This window comes from Pantoea sp. GABEPS69 (assembly GCF_045780835.1).
Classification (GTDB): Bacteria; Pseudomonadota; Gammaproteobacteria; order Enterobacterales; family Enterobacteriaceae; genus Pantoea; species Pantoea septica.
Map to the genome: position 1 here is coordinate 3,551,492 of NZ_CP118618.1, position 14,838 is coordinate 3,566,329.

17 protein-coding genes are annotated in these 14,838 nt (G+C 59.6%); 6 read left to right on the plus strand and 11 right to left on the minus strand.

What is annotated here, in order from left to right:
• Positions 1–7 precede the first annotated feature (7 nt).
• Positions 8–529, plus strand: coding sequence for a type 1 glutamine amidotransferase domain-containing protein (locus tag PVE98_RS17325; protein ID WP_033749328.1), 522 nt, complete (start codon positions 8–10; stop codon positions 527–529).
• A gap of 18 nt (positions 530–547) precedes the next feature.
• Here the strand turns inward: PVE98_RS17325 and PVE98_RS17330 are convergent, their stop codons facing one another.
• Positions 548–994, minus strand: a complete 447-nt coding sequence (locus PVE98_RS17330) for a YhbP family protein (RefSeq protein ID WP_033749327.1) — start codon at positions 992–994, stop codon at positions 548–550.
• 90 nt (positions 995–1,084) lie between these two features.
• Here PVE98_RS17330 and PVE98_RS17335 point away from each other — a divergent pair, with 90 nt between their 5' ends.
• Positions 1,085–1,372, plus strand: a complete 288-nt coding sequence (locus tag PVE98_RS17335; RefSeq protein WP_033749640.1) for a GIY-YIG nuclease family protein — start codon at positions 1,085–1,087, stop codon at positions 1,370–1,372.
• On the opposite strand, the gene PVE98_RS17340 is transcribed toward PVE98_RS17335, so the two are convergent.
• Together PVE98_RS17340 and PVE98_RS17345 are read right to left on the minus strand one after the other, a co-directional pair.
• Positions 1,356–1,862 (minus strand): GNAT family N-acetyltransferase, encoded by a 507-nt coding sequence (locus PVE98_RS17340; RefSeq protein WP_096072500.1) that lies wholly within the window; start codon positions 1,860–1,862, stop codon positions 1,356–1,358. The genes PVE98_RS17335 and PVE98_RS17340 overlap by 17 nt on opposite strands.
• Positions 1,856–2,380: an SCP2 domain-containing protein gene (locus tag PVE98_RS17345; RefSeq protein WP_096072499.1), complete on the minus strand. Its 525-nt coding sequence runs from the start codon at positions 2,378–2,380 to the stop codon at positions 1,856–1,858. The genes PVE98_RS17340 and PVE98_RS17345 overlap by 7 nt, the downstream gene beginning before the upstream one ends.
• A gap of 203 nt (positions 2,381–2,583) precedes the next feature.
• Between PVE98_RS17345 and PVE98_RS17350 the strand changes: the two genes are divergently transcribed.
• The 3 genes from PVE98_RS17350 (at position 2,584) to PVE98_RS17360 (ending at position 5,598) form a co-directional block, all read left to right on the plus strand.
• Positions 2,584–3,579: a peptidase U32 family protein gene (locus tag PVE98_RS17350; RefSeq protein ID WP_096072498.1), complete on the plus strand. Its 996-nt coding sequence runs from the start codon at positions 2,584–2,586 to the stop codon at positions 3,577–3,579.
• A 10-nt stretch (positions 3,580–3,589) separates the two neighbouring features.
• Positions 3,590–4,471, plus strand: a complete 882-nt coding sequence (locus PVE98_RS17355; protein ID WP_096072497.1) for a U32 family peptidase — start codon at positions 3,590–3,592, stop codon at positions 4,469–4,471.
• Positions 4,472–4,587: 116 nt separating this feature from the next.
• The gene (locus tag PVE98_RS17360; protein WP_033749321.1) at positions 4,588–5,598 is read left to right on the plus strand and encodes a luciferase-like monooxygenase; all 1,011 of its coding nucleotides are present in this window, start codon (positions 4,588–4,590) and stop codon (positions 5,596–5,598) included.
• A gap of 18 nt (positions 5,599–5,616) precedes the next feature.
• Here the strand turns inward: PVE98_RS17360 and PVE98_RS17365 are convergent, their stop codons facing one another.
• A complete protein-coding gene (locus PVE98_RS17365) occupies positions 5,617–6,519 on the minus strand; it encodes an AraC family transcriptional regulator (protein WP_096072496.1) in 903 nt (300 codons plus the stop codon).
• 180 nt (positions 6,520–6,699) lie between these two features.
• On the opposite strand from PVE98_RS17365, the gene PVE98_RS17370 reads away from it, so the two are divergent.
• Positions 6,700–7,446: an SDR family NAD(P)-dependent oxidoreductase gene (locus PVE98_RS17370; RefSeq protein WP_096072495.1), complete on the plus strand. Its 747-nt coding sequence runs from the start codon at positions 6,700–6,702 to the stop codon at positions 7,444–7,446.
• A 69-nt stretch (positions 7,447–7,515) separates the two neighbouring features.
• On the opposite strand, the gene PVE98_RS17375 is transcribed toward PVE98_RS17370, so the two are convergent.
• The 7 genes from PVE98_RS17375 to rbfA all read right to left on the minus strand — a co-directional run bounded on the left by PVE98_RS17375 (position 7,516) and on the right by rbfA (position 14,806).
• The gene (locus PVE98_RS17375; RefSeq protein ID WP_048781994.1) at positions 7,516–9,429 is read right to left on the minus strand and encodes a DEAD/DEAH family ATP-dependent RNA helicase; all 1,914 of its coding nucleotides are present in this window, start codon (positions 9,427–9,429) and stop codon (positions 7,516–7,518) included.
• A gap of 16 nt (positions 9,430–9,445) precedes the next feature.
• A complete protein-coding gene (gene yrbN / locus PVE98_RS17380; protein ID WP_100229640.1) occupies positions 9,446–9,502 on the minus strand; it encodes a protein YrbN in 57 nt (18 codons plus the stop codon).
• Between the two features lie 105 nt (positions 9,503–9,607).
• On the minus strand, positions 9,608–10,492 hold the full coding sequence (gene nlpI, locus PVE98_RS17385) for a lipoprotein NlpI (RefSeq protein WP_033749316.1): 885 nt from the start codon (positions 10,490–10,492) through the stop codon (positions 9,608–9,610).
• Positions 10,493–10,623: 131 nt separating this feature from the next.
• Positions 10,624–12,759, minus strand: a complete 2,136-nt coding sequence (pnp, locus tag PVE98_RS17390; protein WP_096072494.1) for a polyribonucleotide nucleotidyltransferase — start codon at positions 12,757–12,759, stop codon at positions 10,624–10,626.
• Between the two features lie 307 nt (positions 12,760–13,066).
• Positions 13,067–13,336: a 30S ribosomal protein S15 gene (rpsO, locus tag PVE98_RS17395; protein WP_033749314.1), complete on the minus strand. Its 270-nt coding sequence runs from the start codon at positions 13,334–13,336 to the stop codon at positions 13,067–13,069.
• Between the two features lie 118 nt (positions 13,337–13,454).
• A complete protein-coding gene (gene truB, locus PVE98_RS17400; RefSeq protein ID WP_096072493.1) occupies positions 13,455–14,399 on the minus strand; it encodes a tRNA pseudouridine(55) synthase TruB in 945 nt (314 codons plus the stop codon).
• On the minus strand, positions 14,399–14,806 hold the full coding sequence (rbfA, locus tag PVE98_RS17405) for a 30S ribosome-binding factor RbfA (RefSeq protein ID WP_033749639.1): 408 nt from the start codon (positions 14,804–14,806) through the stop codon (positions 14,399–14,401). The genes truB and rbfA overlap by 1 nt, the downstream gene beginning before the upstream one ends.
• Positions 14,807–14,838 lie beyond the last annotated feature (32 nt).

The following is a 14,838-nucleotide window of genomic DNA, read 5'->3' on the forward strand; positions in this document are numbered from 1 at the left end:
GGGAAAAATGAGCAAGAAGATTGCGGTGTTGATTACCGACGAATTTGAAGACTCAGAGTTCACCTCACCGGCCGACGCCTATAAACAGGCGGGCTTTGAGGTGGTGACCATTGAGAAAGAGGCGGGTAAAACCGTTACCGGCAAACAGGGCGAAGCGCAGGTGAAAATCGACCGCGCCATTGACGAGGTCAGCCCGGCCGAATTCGACGCGCTGCTGCTGCCAGGCGGCCACTCGCCCGATTCGCTGCGCAGCGACGATCGTTTCGTCGCCTTTACCAAAGAGTTCGTCGCCAGCGGCAAACCGATTTTCGCTATCTGCCACGGCCCGCAGCTGCTGATCAGCGCGAACGGCGTGCGCGGCCGCAAGATGACCTGCGTGAAGGCGATCGCTATCGATCTGCGCAACGCCGGCGCGGACTTCTATGACGAAGAGGTGATTGTGGATGACGATCGTCTCGTCACCAGCCGCACGCCGGACGATCTCCCGGCCTTTAACCGCGAGTCGCTGCGTATTCTGCAGGCGTCGTAATGCCGGTTTCCCTTTCCCTCAGGGGAAAGGGATTTCATTTTCTTCCCGCCGCCAGCTAATTTTTTTGCCAAATCCTAGCGCATTATCGGTCATCTTGACCTCATCCAGCTGAATCTCCCACAGCGGCGCAGAGACTTTGCGCGCCACCGGAAAACGTTTTTGATACGCCTTGCGCGCCTGCGCTTCCGCGTCGCCGTCGAGCAGCGCGATATGGCCGCGATACTGCACGCCTTTAATCAGCAGCACGGTTTTCGGCTGGCCGTTCACCGTGCCCGCGACCTGCGGATTGGCCTGCAACAGCGCGCCGTGGCGCGTGTCGGGTTCGGTCATCAGCCAGAACGCCATACGCGCCTCGTCGAAGACGTAAAAACAGTTGGCGCACCAGAGATCGCCGTCGGCCTGACAGCAAAGAGAGAGGACATGCTGTTTTTTCAGGTAACGCACCAGATGAGAATGGTCAGACACGTTCTATTGCTCCGTGCAAAGATCGCCGGATAGCCGCCGCGCCGCTGGCGCGCTACACTGCCCGGCAGTAAAGATTCAGGGATGCAGATTATGAATGAGGGCTGGCAGCTCTATATCGTCCAGACCGCCGCCGGCGCGCTCTACACCGGCATTACCACCGACGTGACGCGGCGCGTCGAACAGCATGCAGCCGGACGCGGCGCGCGCGCGCTGCGCGGCAGAGGCCCGCTGGCGCTGGTGTATCGCTGCGACGCCGGCGACCGCGCCGCGGCGTCGCGGCTGGAGTACCAGGTCAAGCAGCTCAGCCGCCAGCAGAAGTTGCGGCTGGTGGCGCAACAGCCGGACTGCCTCGTCAGCTGGCTTACGCAAGCCGGCTAAACGGCTCGGCAAAATCGATCTCGCCTTCCGCGCCGACAAAGGCGTCGTCCGCCAGGCGATAGACCTGAAACGCCGCTTCGGCGCCTGGCCAGCGGCAGCGCAGCCCGTGGCGTGCGGCCGGCTCGAAGCCGAAGCGATGGTAGTATGCCGGATCGCCCACCACCACCACCGCGCCGTAGCCGAACTCATTCAGCGTATCCAGCCCGGCGTAGATCAGCTGCTCGCCGATTTTCTGGCCGCGCACGCTTTCGTCTACCGCCAGCGGCGCCAGGCCGACCCAGTTGCGATCTTCGCCCTGTAAGGTTACCGGGCTGAAGGCAGCGTAGCCCAGCACCTGGCCTTCGTCGTCCGTCGCCACCACGCCCAGCGTCAGCAGCCCGTCTTCCCGCAGCTGCTGAACCAGTTCGGCTTCCGCTTCGGTCTTGAAGCTGCGTCTTAACAAACTGTCGATGCTTGCCGCATCCACGCCTATTTCTGTGCGAATTAACATACACTCTCCGCGCGCGCCTGTGCGGCCTTCGCGTCCTGTTTCATTCCCGCTTCGACAAACGCAGCCAGCTGCTGCAGTCCCGTGCGCAACGCCGTGGGCATGGCCTCGAGTTCCAGAGCATCCATCAGGTTTTTTACCTCCAGTCCCAGCTCCGTGTCGCCTTCGATCAGCAGACGACGCTGGAAAAACAGCATATCCGGATCCGCTTTACGGGCGGCGACCAGCAGCAGATCGTTAGCATTGCCGCGAAACCAGACGTCCGCTTCGGCATTCTGTACGACCCTGAGCTGGCCCTCTTCAATGGTGGTAATCCAGCGTAAACCCACATCCGCAATCTCGATACCCAGATGACGCGCCTGCAGAAAGTCTAACTCACCTTCCGCCAAAGCATGACGAAATTGCCAGTTTAGGAGTTGTTGCAGAAAGGCTTTTTTTAACGGGAACGGGGTCAGCGAAACAGGTAAAGCAAGGAATTTCGGGCCTTTTTTCACTAACTCAGCACGTAACTGTTGAAACACGGGCGTCTCTCCCTTTAGAAAATTTCAGGTATATTGCCACATCCGCCGCCGCACGCTGCAGCCGAGATCAATAATTTCACCGCCACGCTGCGCGAAATTTCCGCTATCCGTCTCGTCAACTGGCGATTCACTGCCCCAAATCAACATTTCCGCCCGGCCGCTTGCCTAGACTCGTCGCCTTATCCTGTCGACGAGGGATCACTATGGAACTGCTGTGTCCGGCCGGTAATCTGCCTGCCGTGCGTTCAGCGGTGGAGAATGGCGCCGATGCGGTGTATGTCGGACTGAAAGATGACACCAACGCGCGCCACTTCGCCGGGCTGAACTTTACCGACAAGAAGCTGGCGGAAGCGGCGCGCTATCTGCATCAGCATCGCCGTAAATTACATGTCGCTATTAATACCTTCGCTCATCCTGACGGCATGGGCCGCTGGCAACGCGCCATCGACGTGGCGGCGCAGAACGGCGCGGACGCGCTGATCCTTGCCGATATCGCCACGCTGGAGTACGCCGCGCAGCGCTATCCCGAGGTTGAACGCCATCTGTCGGTACAGGCCTCCGCCACCAATCTGGAAGCGGTGCGCTTCTACCATCGTCACTTCGCGCTGAGCCGCGTGGTGCTGCCGCGCGTGCTGTCGCTGCATCAGGTGAAGCAGCTGGCGCGCGAGACGCCGGTGCCGCTCGAGGTGTTCGCCTTCGGCAGCCTCTGCATTATGGCGGAAGGCCGCTGCTATCTCTCCTCCTGGCTGACCGGCGAGTCGCCCAACAGCGCGGGCGCCTGTTCGCCGGCGAAGTTCGTGCGCTGGCAGCAAACGCCCAACGGCATGGAGTCGCGCCTTAACGACGTGCTGATCGATCGCTACGCGCCGGATGAGAGCGCCGGCTATCCCACGCTGTGCAAAGGCCGCTATCAGGTCGACGGCCAGCGCTATCACGTACTGGAGGAGCCCACCAGCCTCAATACCCTGACGCTGCTGCCGGATCTGCTGCGCGCGGGCGTCGCCTCGGTGAAGATTGAGGGACGTCAGCGCAGCCCGGCCTATGTGGCGCAGGTGGCGCGCGTCTGGCGACAGGCGATCGATCGCTGCACCCGCGAGCCGGAGAACTTTGCGGTTACCGAGGCCTGGACGGCGGCGCTCGATGAGCTCTCCGAAGGCTCGCAGACCACGCTTGGCGCTTACCACCGTGAATGGCAATAAGGAGAAGAGAATGCAATACGCAATCGGTCCGGTGCTGTGGTACTGGCCGACAGAGCAGCTGGCGAGCTTTTACCAGCAGGCGGCGAACAGCAGTGCGGATATCGTCTACCTTGGCGAAGCGGTGTGCAGCAAACGACGCGCCACCTCGTATCAGCGCTGGATGGAGCTGGCGCGCGAGCTGGCGGCCAGCGGCAAGCAGGTAGTGCTGAGCACGCTGGCGCTGCTGCAGTCGCCTTCGGAGCTGAAAGAGCTGAAGCGCTACGTCGATAACGGCGAATTTCTCATCGAGGCCAACGACATCGGCACGGTGAATATGGCGGCCGAGCGCAAGCTGCCCTTTGTCGCCGGGCCCACGCTTAACGTCTATAACGTCGAAACCCTGCATCTGCTGGTAAAAGAGGGCATGACGCGCTGGTGCATGCCGGTGGAGATGTCGCGCGACTGGCTGCTGCAGCTGCTGCAGCAGAGCGAAGAGCGTAACATCCGCGGCCGGTTCGAGGTCGAAGTGCTGGGCTACGGCTATCTGCCGCTGGCGCTGTCGGCGCGCTGCTTTACCGCCCGCGCCGAACATCGCGCCAAAGACGACTGTCAGACCTGCTGCATTAACTATCCTAACGGACGCCGCGTCCACTCGCAGGAAGGCCAGCAGGTGTTCGTGCTAAACGGCATTCAGACGATGAGCGGCTACTGCTACAACCTCGGCAACGATCTGGTCGGCATGCGTGGCTGGGTCGATATTCTGCGTCTGTCGCCGCAAAGCACCGCGACGCTGGATGAGATCGCCCGCTTCCGCGCCAATGAAGAGGGGCAGTCGCCGCTGATGATGGCCAACGGCAACGACTGCAACGGCTACTGGCGTAAAGTGGCCGGCATGACGCTGTTATCCTCCTGAAAGGCACATACAGGCTAGCCGCCTGCCTTTGTTAGCAGTTTTAATATGGGCATTATTACGTAATACTGGTTGGTGCAGGTCAATCATCACCTGCGCCATACCCAACTGGAGTGCCCATGTCTGAGAAAAAACCCCTTCGTCTTTCCGTGCTGGATCTGGCGCCAATTCCGCAGGGTTCCACCGCGCGCGATGCCTTTCATACCTCGCTGGCGCTGGCGCGTCAGGCGGAAGCGTTGGGCTATGAACGTTACTGGCTGGCTGAGCACCATAATATGACCGGCATCGCCAGCGCGGCGACCTCGGTGCTGATCGGCTATCTGGCGGCCAACACCACAACCCTGCATCTGGGATCGGGCGGCATTATGCTGCCGAACCATGCGCCGCTGGTGATCGCCGAACAGTTCGGCACCCTGGCGTCGCTCTATCCCGGTCGCATCGATTTAGGCCTGGGCCGCGCGCCGGGCTCCGACCAGCGCACCATGATGGCGCTGCGCCGCCACCTCTCCAGCATCCATGCGGATACCTTCCCGGATGATGTTCAGGAGCTGATTAACTGGTTCGACGCCGACGAAGATGCGCAGCCGCCGGTTCAGCCCGTGCCTGGCCTCGGCATGAAGATTCCCGTCTGGCTGCTTGGCTCCAGCCTCTACAGCGCACAGCTCTCGGCGCAGCTCGGCCTGCCGTTCGCCTTTGCGTCGCACTTCGCGCCCGATCAGCTGTTCCAGGCGCTGCATCTCTATCGTGAAAAATTCCAGCCTTCGGCGCGTCTGGACAAGCCGTACGCCATGGTCTGCATCAACGTCGTCGCCGCCGACAGCGAGCGCGACGCGCGCTTCTTGTTCACTTCGCAGCAGCAGCAGTTTATCAACCTGCGCCGCGGCAAGCCGGGCCCGCTGCCTGCGCCGGTGGAAAACATGGATAATCTGTGGTCGCCGTCGGAGCAGTATGGCGTGCAGCAGGCGCTGAGCATGTCGCTGGTCGGCGATGCCGATAAAGTGCGTCACGGCCTGGCCGGACTGATGCGTGAAACCCAGGCGGATGAGATCATGGTCAACGGCCAAATCTTCGATACCGAAGCGCGTCTGCGCTCCTTCGCCATCGCGATGGAAGCGGCCCGCTCGCTGTAAGCTCTTCTGCGGTGGGCGCTACGCTTCCGGCCCCACCGCCAGCTGGCGCACGTCGCGCGCGGGAGACCGGCCGTAAAAACGGCTGTATTCCCGGCTGAACTGCGACGCGCTCTGGTACCCCACGCGATAGCCCGCCGTTCCGGCATCCAGCTTCTCTACCATCATCAGCCGTCGCGCCTCGTTGAGACGCAGCTGCTTCTGATACTGCATCGGCGTCATCGCGGTGACCGCTTTGAAATGATGGTGCAGCGAAGAGGCGCTCATACCGACGCTGCTGGCGAGCCGGCCGATTTTCAACGGCTGATGAAAATTCTCCCGCAGCCAGCGCGCCGCGCGCGCCACCTTGTTGCCCGGCCGCTCCGCCAGCGCCATATTGAGGATGCGCCCGCCCTCCGGACCGGTCAGCAGACGATAGAAGATCTCCTGCTCGATAAGCGGCGCCAGCGCGGCGATATCCTGCGGCTGATCCAGCAGGCGAATCAGGCGGATAACCGCATCCACCAGCAGCGGCGACACTTTGTGCGCGGCGATGCCGCGCTCGGTGCGCGCTTCCACCAGCGGCGAAGTGAGCGGAAACGTATCGAGATAGCGCATCAGTCTCTCTTCGTTTATTGCGATGCCGATGCCGAGATTCGGCTTCTCGGGCGTGGCGACCGTTACGCAGGAGCGCACCGGCATATCCATCGTCACCAGCAGCAGATCGCCGGGGCCGTAGTGAATAATCTCCTCTCCCATACGCAGCGCTTTTCCGCCCTGCGCCACCAGCGCGAAGCTGGCCCATTGAGCATGATAGGTGGGTTCGGACGGCCGGGAGCTGCGACCGAAAAAGAGAAAATCAATCGCGCTGTCGTGACGGCCATCGTCGGCTGCATGCCGCGCGATAAGCTGCGCCAGATGCGCCAGCTGTGCCGGTTCCGCCATATCCTCTTCCTTTTCTCCGCGAGTAAAGTGTATTGAACATGTTACCCGAACGCGCGACGAAGGCAGCCGCCTCGCCGCCAGATTTGCAGGATTGTGCAAGAGACTTGCAGGATTGCGCTACCGCCCAATTGACCTGAAAGCGCATATTTTGCAGACGCGATACTCAGGTGGAGAGACAAGATGAAAGCACTTGACGGAAAAATTGCGCTGGTGACGGGCGCCTCGAAGGGCATTGGCGCGGCGATTGCTACGGCGTTCGCCGCGGCCGGCGCGCGCGTAGTTGTCAACTACCGCCAGGATGAAGTGGGCGCAGCGGATGTGGTGAGCGATATTCGTACGCTGGGCAGCGAAGGGCTGGCGGTACAGGCGGATATTTCCCGCGAAGCGGACGTCGAGCGGCTGTTCGACACCGCGCAGGCGCACTTTGGCGCGCCCGATATTGTGGTCAATAACGCCGGGCAGTTTCATCACGGCGAGTTTGGCGCCCTGAGCCTGCTGGAGATGCAGCAGCAGCTCAACGTGAATCTGCTCGGCACGCTGCTGGTTTGTCAGCAGGCGGCGCGACGTTTTCCGGCGCACGGCGGCTGCATTATCAATCTCAGCGCGCTGAACAGCCAGCAGAGCACGCCGGGTTCGGTGCTCTGGGCGACGACCAAAGGCGCAATCGATACGCTGACGCAGGGGCTGGCGCGCGAGCTGGGCCCGCGCAATATTCGCGTTAACGCGCTGGCGCCGGGCATTATTATGACGGAAGGGCTGCTGTCCGCGAAGAAACTCAATCCGCAGCTCAAGGCGCAGCTGCTGGCGGCGACGCCGCTGGGGCGTTTCGGACTGCCGGAAGATGTGGCGCAGGTGGCGCTGTTTCTCGCCTCGGAGGAGGCCGCCTATATCAGTGGCGAGCGCGTCCTGATCGCCGGCGGCGCGTAACGCGAAAATTGAAGATAAAAAAAGGGAAGCCCGAGGGCTTCCCTTTTTATCAATCAGCCAGGCTGATTATCAGAACTCGCGACGACGCGGCGCTGCTGCAGCGCCCTCTTCGCGACGCGGACCGCGGCTGCCTTCACGGCTGAAGCTGCTGCGTCCGCCTTCACGACCGCCTTCGCGACGCTCGGAAGAGAAACGACGTCCGCCTTCGCGACCGCCTTCACGGTTGCCGCCGCCACGACGCTCGCCGCCGAAATCACGGCCGCCGCCGCGACGTTCGCCGCGCGCTTCGCTCTGCGGCTGCGCATCGCCCAGCAGCTGCATATTCATCGGTTTATTGAGAATACGCGTGCGGGTGAAGTGCTGCAGGATATCGCCCGGCATGCCTTTCGGCAGCTCGATAGTCGAGTGGGTGCCAAACAGCTTGATGTTGCCGATGTAGCGGCTGCTGATGTCGCCTTCGTTGGCGATAGCGCCGACGATGTGACGCACTTCAACGCCGTCGTCACGGCCCACTTCAATGCGGTACAGCTCCATTTCGCCGACGTCGCGACGTTCGCGACGCGGACGATCGCCGCCTTCGCGGTTGTCACGCGCTTCACGCGGGCTGCGACGGTCATCACGACGGTCGTCACGATCGCGGAACTCGCGACGCTGCGGACGCGGCGCGTCCGGCTGGACGATCAGCGGACGTTCGCCCTGCGCCATTTTCAGCAGCGCGGCGGCCAGCGTTTCCATATCCAGCTCGTCCTGCGGAGAGAGTTTCTCCAGCAGTGCGCGATACTGGTCCAGATCGCTGCTTTCCAGCTGCTGCTGTACGCGTCCGGCGAATTTCTCCAGACGACGAGTGCTCAGCAGTTCAGCGTTCGGCAGTTCGACTTCCGGAATGGTCAGCTTCATGGTGCGCTCGATGTTGCGCAGCAGACGACGCTCGCGGTTCTCGACGAACAGCAGCGCGCGACCAGCACGGCCGGCGCGGCCGGTACGACCGATACGGTGAACGTAAGACTCAGCGTCCAGCGGAATGTCGTAGTTAACGACCAGGCTAATGCGCTCAACGTCCAGACCACGCGCCGCAACGTCGGTGGCGATCAGGATATCGAGACGGCCATCTTTCAGACGCTCCAGAGTCTGCTCACGCAGCGCCTGGTTCATGTCGCCGTTCAGCGCGGCGCTGTTGTAGCCGCTGCGCTCCAGCGCTTCAGCCACTTCCAGCGTAGCGTTTTTGGTACGCACGAAGATGATAGCGGCATCGAAATCTTCCGCTTCAAGGAAACGCACCAGCGCGTCGGTTTTACGACCGTACGCCGTCCAGTAAGACTGGCTGATGTCCGGGCGCGTAGTGACGCTGGACTGAATGCGCACTTCCTGCGGATCTTTCATGAAACGCTTGGTGATGCGACGGATCGCTTCCGGCATGGTCGCTGAGAACAGCGCGGTCTGATGACCTTCCGGGATCTGCGCCATGATGGTTTCAACGTCTTCGATGAAGCCCATACGCAGCATTTCATCAGCTTCGTCCAGCACCAGGCCACGCAGATTAGAGAGATCCAGCGTACCGCGTTTCAGGTGGTCGAGCAGACGACCCGGGGTGCCCACCACGATTTGCGGGCCCTGACGCAGCGCGCGCAGCTGCACGTCATAACGCTGGCCGCCGTAAAGGGCCACGACGTTGACGCCACGCATATGTTTAGAGAATTCGGTCATCGCTTCAGCAACCTGAACCGCCAGTTCGCGGGTAGGCGCCAGCACCAGGATCTGCGGTGCGCGAAGAGAAGGATCAATGTTGTTTAACAGCGGCAGCGAGAACGCCGCGGTTTTACCACTGCCGGTCTGCGCCATGCCCAGTACGTCACGGCCCGCCAGCAGGTGAGGAATACACTCAGCCTGGATCGGAGAAGGCTTAACGTAGCCCATGCCGTTCAGTGATTCGAGGATGTCGGCGTTCAGGCCCAGGTCAGCAAAAGTGGTTTGGATATCAGTCATGTAGTACACGTGCCTCTTAGATTGCGGCGGCCAGTCTACATAACTCGTCGTGAAAATTTTCAGTCATTTTCATCAAAAAGTGTGAACCGGCTCAAATTAGAAGTTTTGACGAACAGAAAGGCCCTCATCCCGGAAGATGATGACATAACGGGTACTTCAGGCAATAAAAGTTCGTCAGCTATTGCTGGTCAGATTCTGATAAATCGTCTTGTGTCTGGCCGAGTTGCGCCAGTTCCAACAATGCGTATCGGTGTTCAACAAAGTTATTGACGTTGTTGGCCACCGCCAGTTTGAACAGCGCTTTCGCGTTGTCCTTCTCCCCCAGACTTAGGTAGTGCTTACCTAAATAGAAGTTGGTTTCACTGAGATGTTCAGCGAGCGAGGTGTTATCCGTTGCGTCTGCCTTGAGACGTTCCATCAGCGTGCTTTCACTGATGTCGCCAAGGTAGAATTCGACAATGTTCCATCCCCATTGATCACGGGCCGCTTTGTCGTAACGCTGCTGCAGCGCAACTTTCGCCTTATCAGCGTCCATCTCGCGTTCATCGAGATAGAGCCACAGGCTGCGGAAAGGATCGTTGGGATCGTCTTGATAAAACGCCAGCAGATCATCTTGCGCTAACTTGTATCGACCGCCGTAATAGAGAGCGATACCACGGTTTAAATGCGCATAATTGTAAGTTGGATCAAGCTCAAGTACAGAATCAAACGCTTCATAGGCAGCATCAAAATTGCCTGCCTGCGTTAAATATATGCCGAGATAGTTAAACACTTCCGGCATATCTGGTCTTATAGACAGCGCTTGCGAGAAATCGTTCCGCGCTAGTGCTCTCAGACCGAGACTATCATACAACACTCCGCGCTCATATAATAGCTGTGCGCGTTCATCATCGGTAAGGGCGCGACTGGCAAGAATTTGTTCCATGCGCGCCAGAATCACTTCCTGCTGCAGTGTGGGCTGTAGAGGTACTGCAAGAACTTCGTTCTTACGCCAATTGGAGTTGCTGCATCCTGCCAGCGTGATAGCTGTCGCAACAAAACACCAGCGCAAAAAAGGCTTCATTTCCCACTCCCGAATACAAACATTAGGATAACGCTCCTGTCATCCGGCTGCTGTGCACAAGGATTCCCGCCCTCGCGATGACACAAACGCCTCTCCCATCCGCGGTGGGATAAGGAGAGGCAAACAGGGAATTACTCTGCGTCTGGCGCGCTGGTCACGGCAGCTTCTTCGCCCTGAGGCTTAGACTCTGTCGCTTCTTTGATGCTCAGACGGACGCGGCCCTGACGGTCCACTTCCAGTACCTTAACCGGCACTTCCTGGCCCATCTGCAGGTAGTCGGTCACTTTCTCTACGCGCTTGTCCGCGATCTGAGAAATGTGCACCAGACCTTCCTTGCCGCCGCCGATAGCGACGAAGGCGCCGAAGTCGACGATACGGGTCACTTTACCGCTGTACACACGGCCCACTTCGATCTCGGCAGTAATCTCTTCGATGCGACGAATCGCCTCTTTCGCCTTCAGACCGTCGGTCGCCGCGATTTTCACGGTGCCGTCGTCTTCGATTTCGATGGTGGTGCCGGTCTCTTCGGTCAGCGCGCGGATTACGGAACCGCCTTTACCAATCACATCTTTGATCTTGTCGGAATTGATCTTGATGGTGTAAATGCGCGGCGCGAACTCGGAGATCTCTTTACGCGGCGTGCTGATCGCCAGCTCCATCACGCCCAGGATATGCAGACGCGCACCTTTGGCCTGATTCAGGGCAACCTGCATGATTTCGCGGGTGATGCCTTCGATTTTGATGTCCATCTGCAGCGCGGTGATGCCTTCGCGGCTACCGGCTACTTTGAAGTCCATGTCGCCGAGGTGATCTTCGTCGCCGAGGATGTCAGACAGTACCACGAACTTCTCATCTTCTTTCACCAGACCCATCGCGATGCCTGCAACGGCCGCTTTGATCGGCACGCCGGCATCCATCAGCGCCAGTGAAGCGCCGCATACGGAAGCCATAGAGGACGAGCCGTTGGATTCGGTGATTTCAGAAACAACGCGCACGGTGTACGGGAACTCTTCCTGCTTCGGCATCACGGCCAGCACGCCGCGCTTCGCCAGGCGACCGTGACCAATCTCACGACGCTTCGGCGAGCCGACCATACCGGTTTCGCCTACCGAGTAAGGAGGGAAGTTGTAGTGGAACAGGAAGCTGTCGGTACGTTCGCCCATCAGCTCGTCCAGGTTCTGCGCGTCGCGCGCGGTACCCAGCGTCGCGGCGACCAGCGCCTGCGTTTCGCCACGGGTGAACAGCGCCGAGCCGTGCGTGCGCGGCAGTACGCCGGTACGAACGTCCAGACCACGGATCATATCTTTTTCACGGCCGTCGATACGCGGTTCGCCGTTCAGGATACGGGTACGCACCACGTTCTTTTCCAGGCTATGAACGATGTCGCCGATTTCAGCGTCATCCAGCGTTTCGTCTTCAGCCAGCAGCGCGGCGATGGTTTCGTCTTTGATGACGCCAACCTGGGTGTAGCGCTCTTGCTTGTCGGTGATGCGGTAAGCGTCGCTGATGCGCGCTTCAGCCAGAGCGGCAACGCGTGCGATCAGCGCGTCGTTAGCCGGCTCAGGCTGCCAGTCCCAGCGCGGTTTACCCGCTTCTGCGACCAGAGAATTGATGTTTTCGATAACGACCTGCTGCTGCTCGTGGCCGAACACCACTGCACCCAGCATCTGATCTTCGGTCAGGATGTCCGCTTCGGACTCAACCATCAGTACCGCATTCTGCGTACCGGCAACTACCAGATCCAGACGAGACTGTTTGATTTCGTCAGCGGTCGGGTTCAGCACATACTGGTCGTTGATGTAGCCGACGCGCGCGGCGCCGATCGGACCGTTGAACGGCAGGCCTGACAGCGCCAGCGCGGCAGAGGCGCCGATCATCGCAACGATATCCGGGTTAACCTGCGGGTTAACGGACACCACGGTGGCGATAACCTGAACTTCGTTGACGAAGCCTTCCGGGAACAGCGGACGAATCGGGCGGTCAATCAGACGCGCAATCAGGGTTTCGCCTTCGCTAGGACGGCCTTCGCGACGGAAGAAGCTGCCCGGGATACGGCCAGCGGCGTAGGTACGCTCCTGGTAGTTCACGGTCAGCGGGAAGAAGTCCTGGCCGGGTTTGGCTTTTTTCTGACCAACAACGGTAACGAATACAGCGGTGTCGTCCATGCTGGCCATAACGGCTGCGGTGGCCTGGCGCGCCATCATGCCGGTTTCCAGCGTGACGGTATGCTGACCATATTGGAATTGACGTACGATCGGGTTCAGCAAAATGAATTCCTTAACTTCGGGGCAGCGCCTTTCTGGCGTGCCATGGATTACCGATCTTCAGTTGCATCCTCGCGACTAATGACAACCCTTAACCGAATCTGCGGTAAAGCCTCTCATTAGCCGCGCGAACCTCTGCAAACGAAGATCACTCACTGCAACAATACATGAGTTTGGTCCGGATTGCTGCGCATTGCTCGAAAAAAGGGGCCGTAAAGGCCCCCTTTTCGTGAAACTCGCACGAATCTGATCGCAAGACGCGTTTTTTCGCAAACTCTCTGCGCTACATCCTTGATCAGATTCTTCAGACTTAGCGACGCAGGCCCAGGCTTTCGATCAGGCTGGTGTAGCGTGCAACGTCTTTACGCTTCAGGTAGTCCAGCAGCTTACGACGCTGAGATACCATGCGCAGCAGACCGCGACGGCTGTGGTGGTCTTTCTTGTGCTCAGAGAAGTGACCCTGCAGGTGGCTAATCTGGGCAGTCAGCAGTGCAACCTGAACTTCGGTTGAGCCGCTGTCGTTAGCGCCACGACCGTATTTAGCAACGATCTCTGCTTTAGCTTCTACGCTTAGAGACATAATAAACTCCAGTAATAAATGAATGTATGGGCGCCGATCTCTAATTCAGCTACCCGCTTTAAAGCCGCGCTATTCTACTCTTCGCCCGAGAGCAACGCAAATACAGCGTTGCGTAACGTTACGCGGGATACTCCACCACCAGACGACGCGGCGCTACGCGCCCGTCAGCGGCGATTTCGGCCATGCCGATAAATTTATGCGTATCGCCTTCGGTAACGCGCACCAGTCCCTGCTGCGGCGCATTCGCTGCCTGAACCGGCATGCCCTGTTTGAAGAAGGCGGCGACGGCGGAAGGCAGATTAACGAGGGGAAACGCGTCCGCCGGGCTATCCATCGGCAGCAGAAGCGCATCGAGCGGCGCGTAATCGGGCGTCTCCGCCGCGTTTACCGTCGCCGCGACGGCCTGCAGCTGCTCCAGCGTCATCATCTTTTCGATCGGATAGCGCGCCACCTGCAAACGACGCAGCATAATGACATGCGCGCCGCAGCCGAGCTTCTCGCCCAGATCGTCAATAATGGTGCGGATATAGGTGCCTTTGGAGACATGGATTTCCAGCTCCAGCTCATCGCCTTCCCAGCGAATAAACTGCAGCTCGAAGACGGTAATCGGACGCGCTTCACGCGGCACGGTCACGCCTTCGCGCGCGTACTCATACAGCTTTCGGCCCTGATACTTCAGCGCCGAGAACATGGTCGGCACCTGCATCGTCTCGCCGCGAAAGCTCTCCAGCGCCACGTCGAGTTGCTGCTGACTAAAAGAGACCGGACGCGTTTCGACGATATTGCCGTCGGCGTCGGAAGTATCGGTGCGCTCGCCGAGGCGCGCGATAACGCGATAACGCTTATCCGAGTCGAGCAGATACTGAGAGAACTTAGTCGCTTCGCCGAGACAAATCGGCAGCATGCCGGTCGCCAGCGGATCGAGCGCGCCGGTGTGGCCCGCTTTGTTGGCGTTAAACAGACGTTTAACTTTTTGCAGCACATCGTTGGACGACGCGCCCTGCTGCTTGTCGAGCAGGAACACGCCGTGGACGTCGCGACCGCGACGACGAGGACGACTCATCAGTCCTCCTTGTCATCTTCCGCCGGGTTTTCACCGCGACGCTCGACGTCGTTCTTGATGACGTTCGACACCAGGTTCGACATGCGCATACCTTCAATCAGCGAATTGTCGTAGAAGAAGGTCAGTTCCGGCACGATACGCAGACGCATCGCTTTGCCGAGCAGAATACGGATATAGCCAGAAGCCTCTTTCAGCGCCTTCAGGCCATTTTTCACCGCTTCCTCGTCTTTGTCGTTAAGGAAGGTGACAAACACTTTGGCATACGCGAGATCGCGCGACACTTCCACGCCGGATACCGTCACCATCATGCCGAGACGCGGATCTTTAATCTCGCGCTGCAGAATGATTGCGATCTCTTTTTGCAGCTCCTGCGACACGCGCTGCGGGCGGCCAAATTCTTTCGCCATAATCATCTCTCCAAAATAATTCGGGAGGCCAG

Excerpts from the sequence above, each read along its gene's own strand:
- PVE98_RS17325 (WP_033749328.1), top strand. The coding sequence starts at position 8 with ATGAGCAAGAAGATTGCGGTGTTGATTACCGACGAATTTGAAGACTCA.
- PVE98_RS17335 (WP_033749640.1), top strand. The coding sequence starts at position 1,085 with ATGAATGAGGGCTGGCAGCTCTATATCGTCCAGACCGCCGCCGGCGCG.
- PVE98_RS17340 (WP_096072500.1), bottom strand. The coding sequence starts at position 1,862 with ATGTTAATTCGCACAGAAATAGGCGTGGATGCGGCAAGCATCGACAGT.
- PVE98_RS17350 (WP_096072498.1), top strand. The coding sequence starts at position 2,584 with ATGGAACTGCTGTGTCCGGCCGGTAATCTGCCTGCCGTGCGTTCAGCG.
- PVE98_RS17355 (WP_096072497.1), top strand. The coding sequence starts at position 3,590 with ATGCAATACGCAATCGGTCCGGTGCTGTGGTACTGGCCGACAGAGCAG.
- PVE98_RS17360 (WP_033749321.1), top strand. The coding sequence starts at position 4,588 with ATGTCTGAGAAAAAACCCCTTCGTCTTTCCGTGCTGGATCTGGCGCCA.
- PVE98_RS17365 (WP_096072496.1), bottom strand. The coding sequence starts at position 6,519 with ATGGCGGAACCGGCACAGCTGGCGCATCTGGCGCAGCTTATCGCGCGG.
- PVE98_RS17370 (WP_096072495.1), top strand. The coding sequence starts at position 6,700 with ATGAAAGCACTTGACGGAAAAATTGCGCTGGTGACGGGCGCCTCGAAG.
- PVE98_RS17375 (WP_048781994.1), bottom strand. The coding sequence starts at position 9,429 with ATGACTGATATCCAAACCACTTTTGCTGACCTGGGCCTGAACGCCGAC.
- nlpI (WP_033749316.1), bottom strand. The coding sequence starts at position 10,492 with ATGAAGCCTTTTTTGCGCTGGTGTTTTGTTGCGACAGCTATCACGCTG.
- rpsO (WP_033749314.1), bottom strand. The coding sequence starts at position 13,336 with ATGTCTCTAAGCGTAGAAGCTAAAGCAGAGATCGTTGCTAAATACGGT.
- truB (WP_096072493.1), bottom strand. The coding sequence starts at position 14,399 with ATGAGTCGTCCTCGTCGTCGCGGTCGCGACGTCCACGGCGTGTTCCTG.
- rbfA (WP_033749639.1), bottom strand. The coding sequence starts at position 14,806 with ATGGCGAAAGAATTTGGCCGCCCGCAGCGCGTGTCGCAGGAGCTGCAA.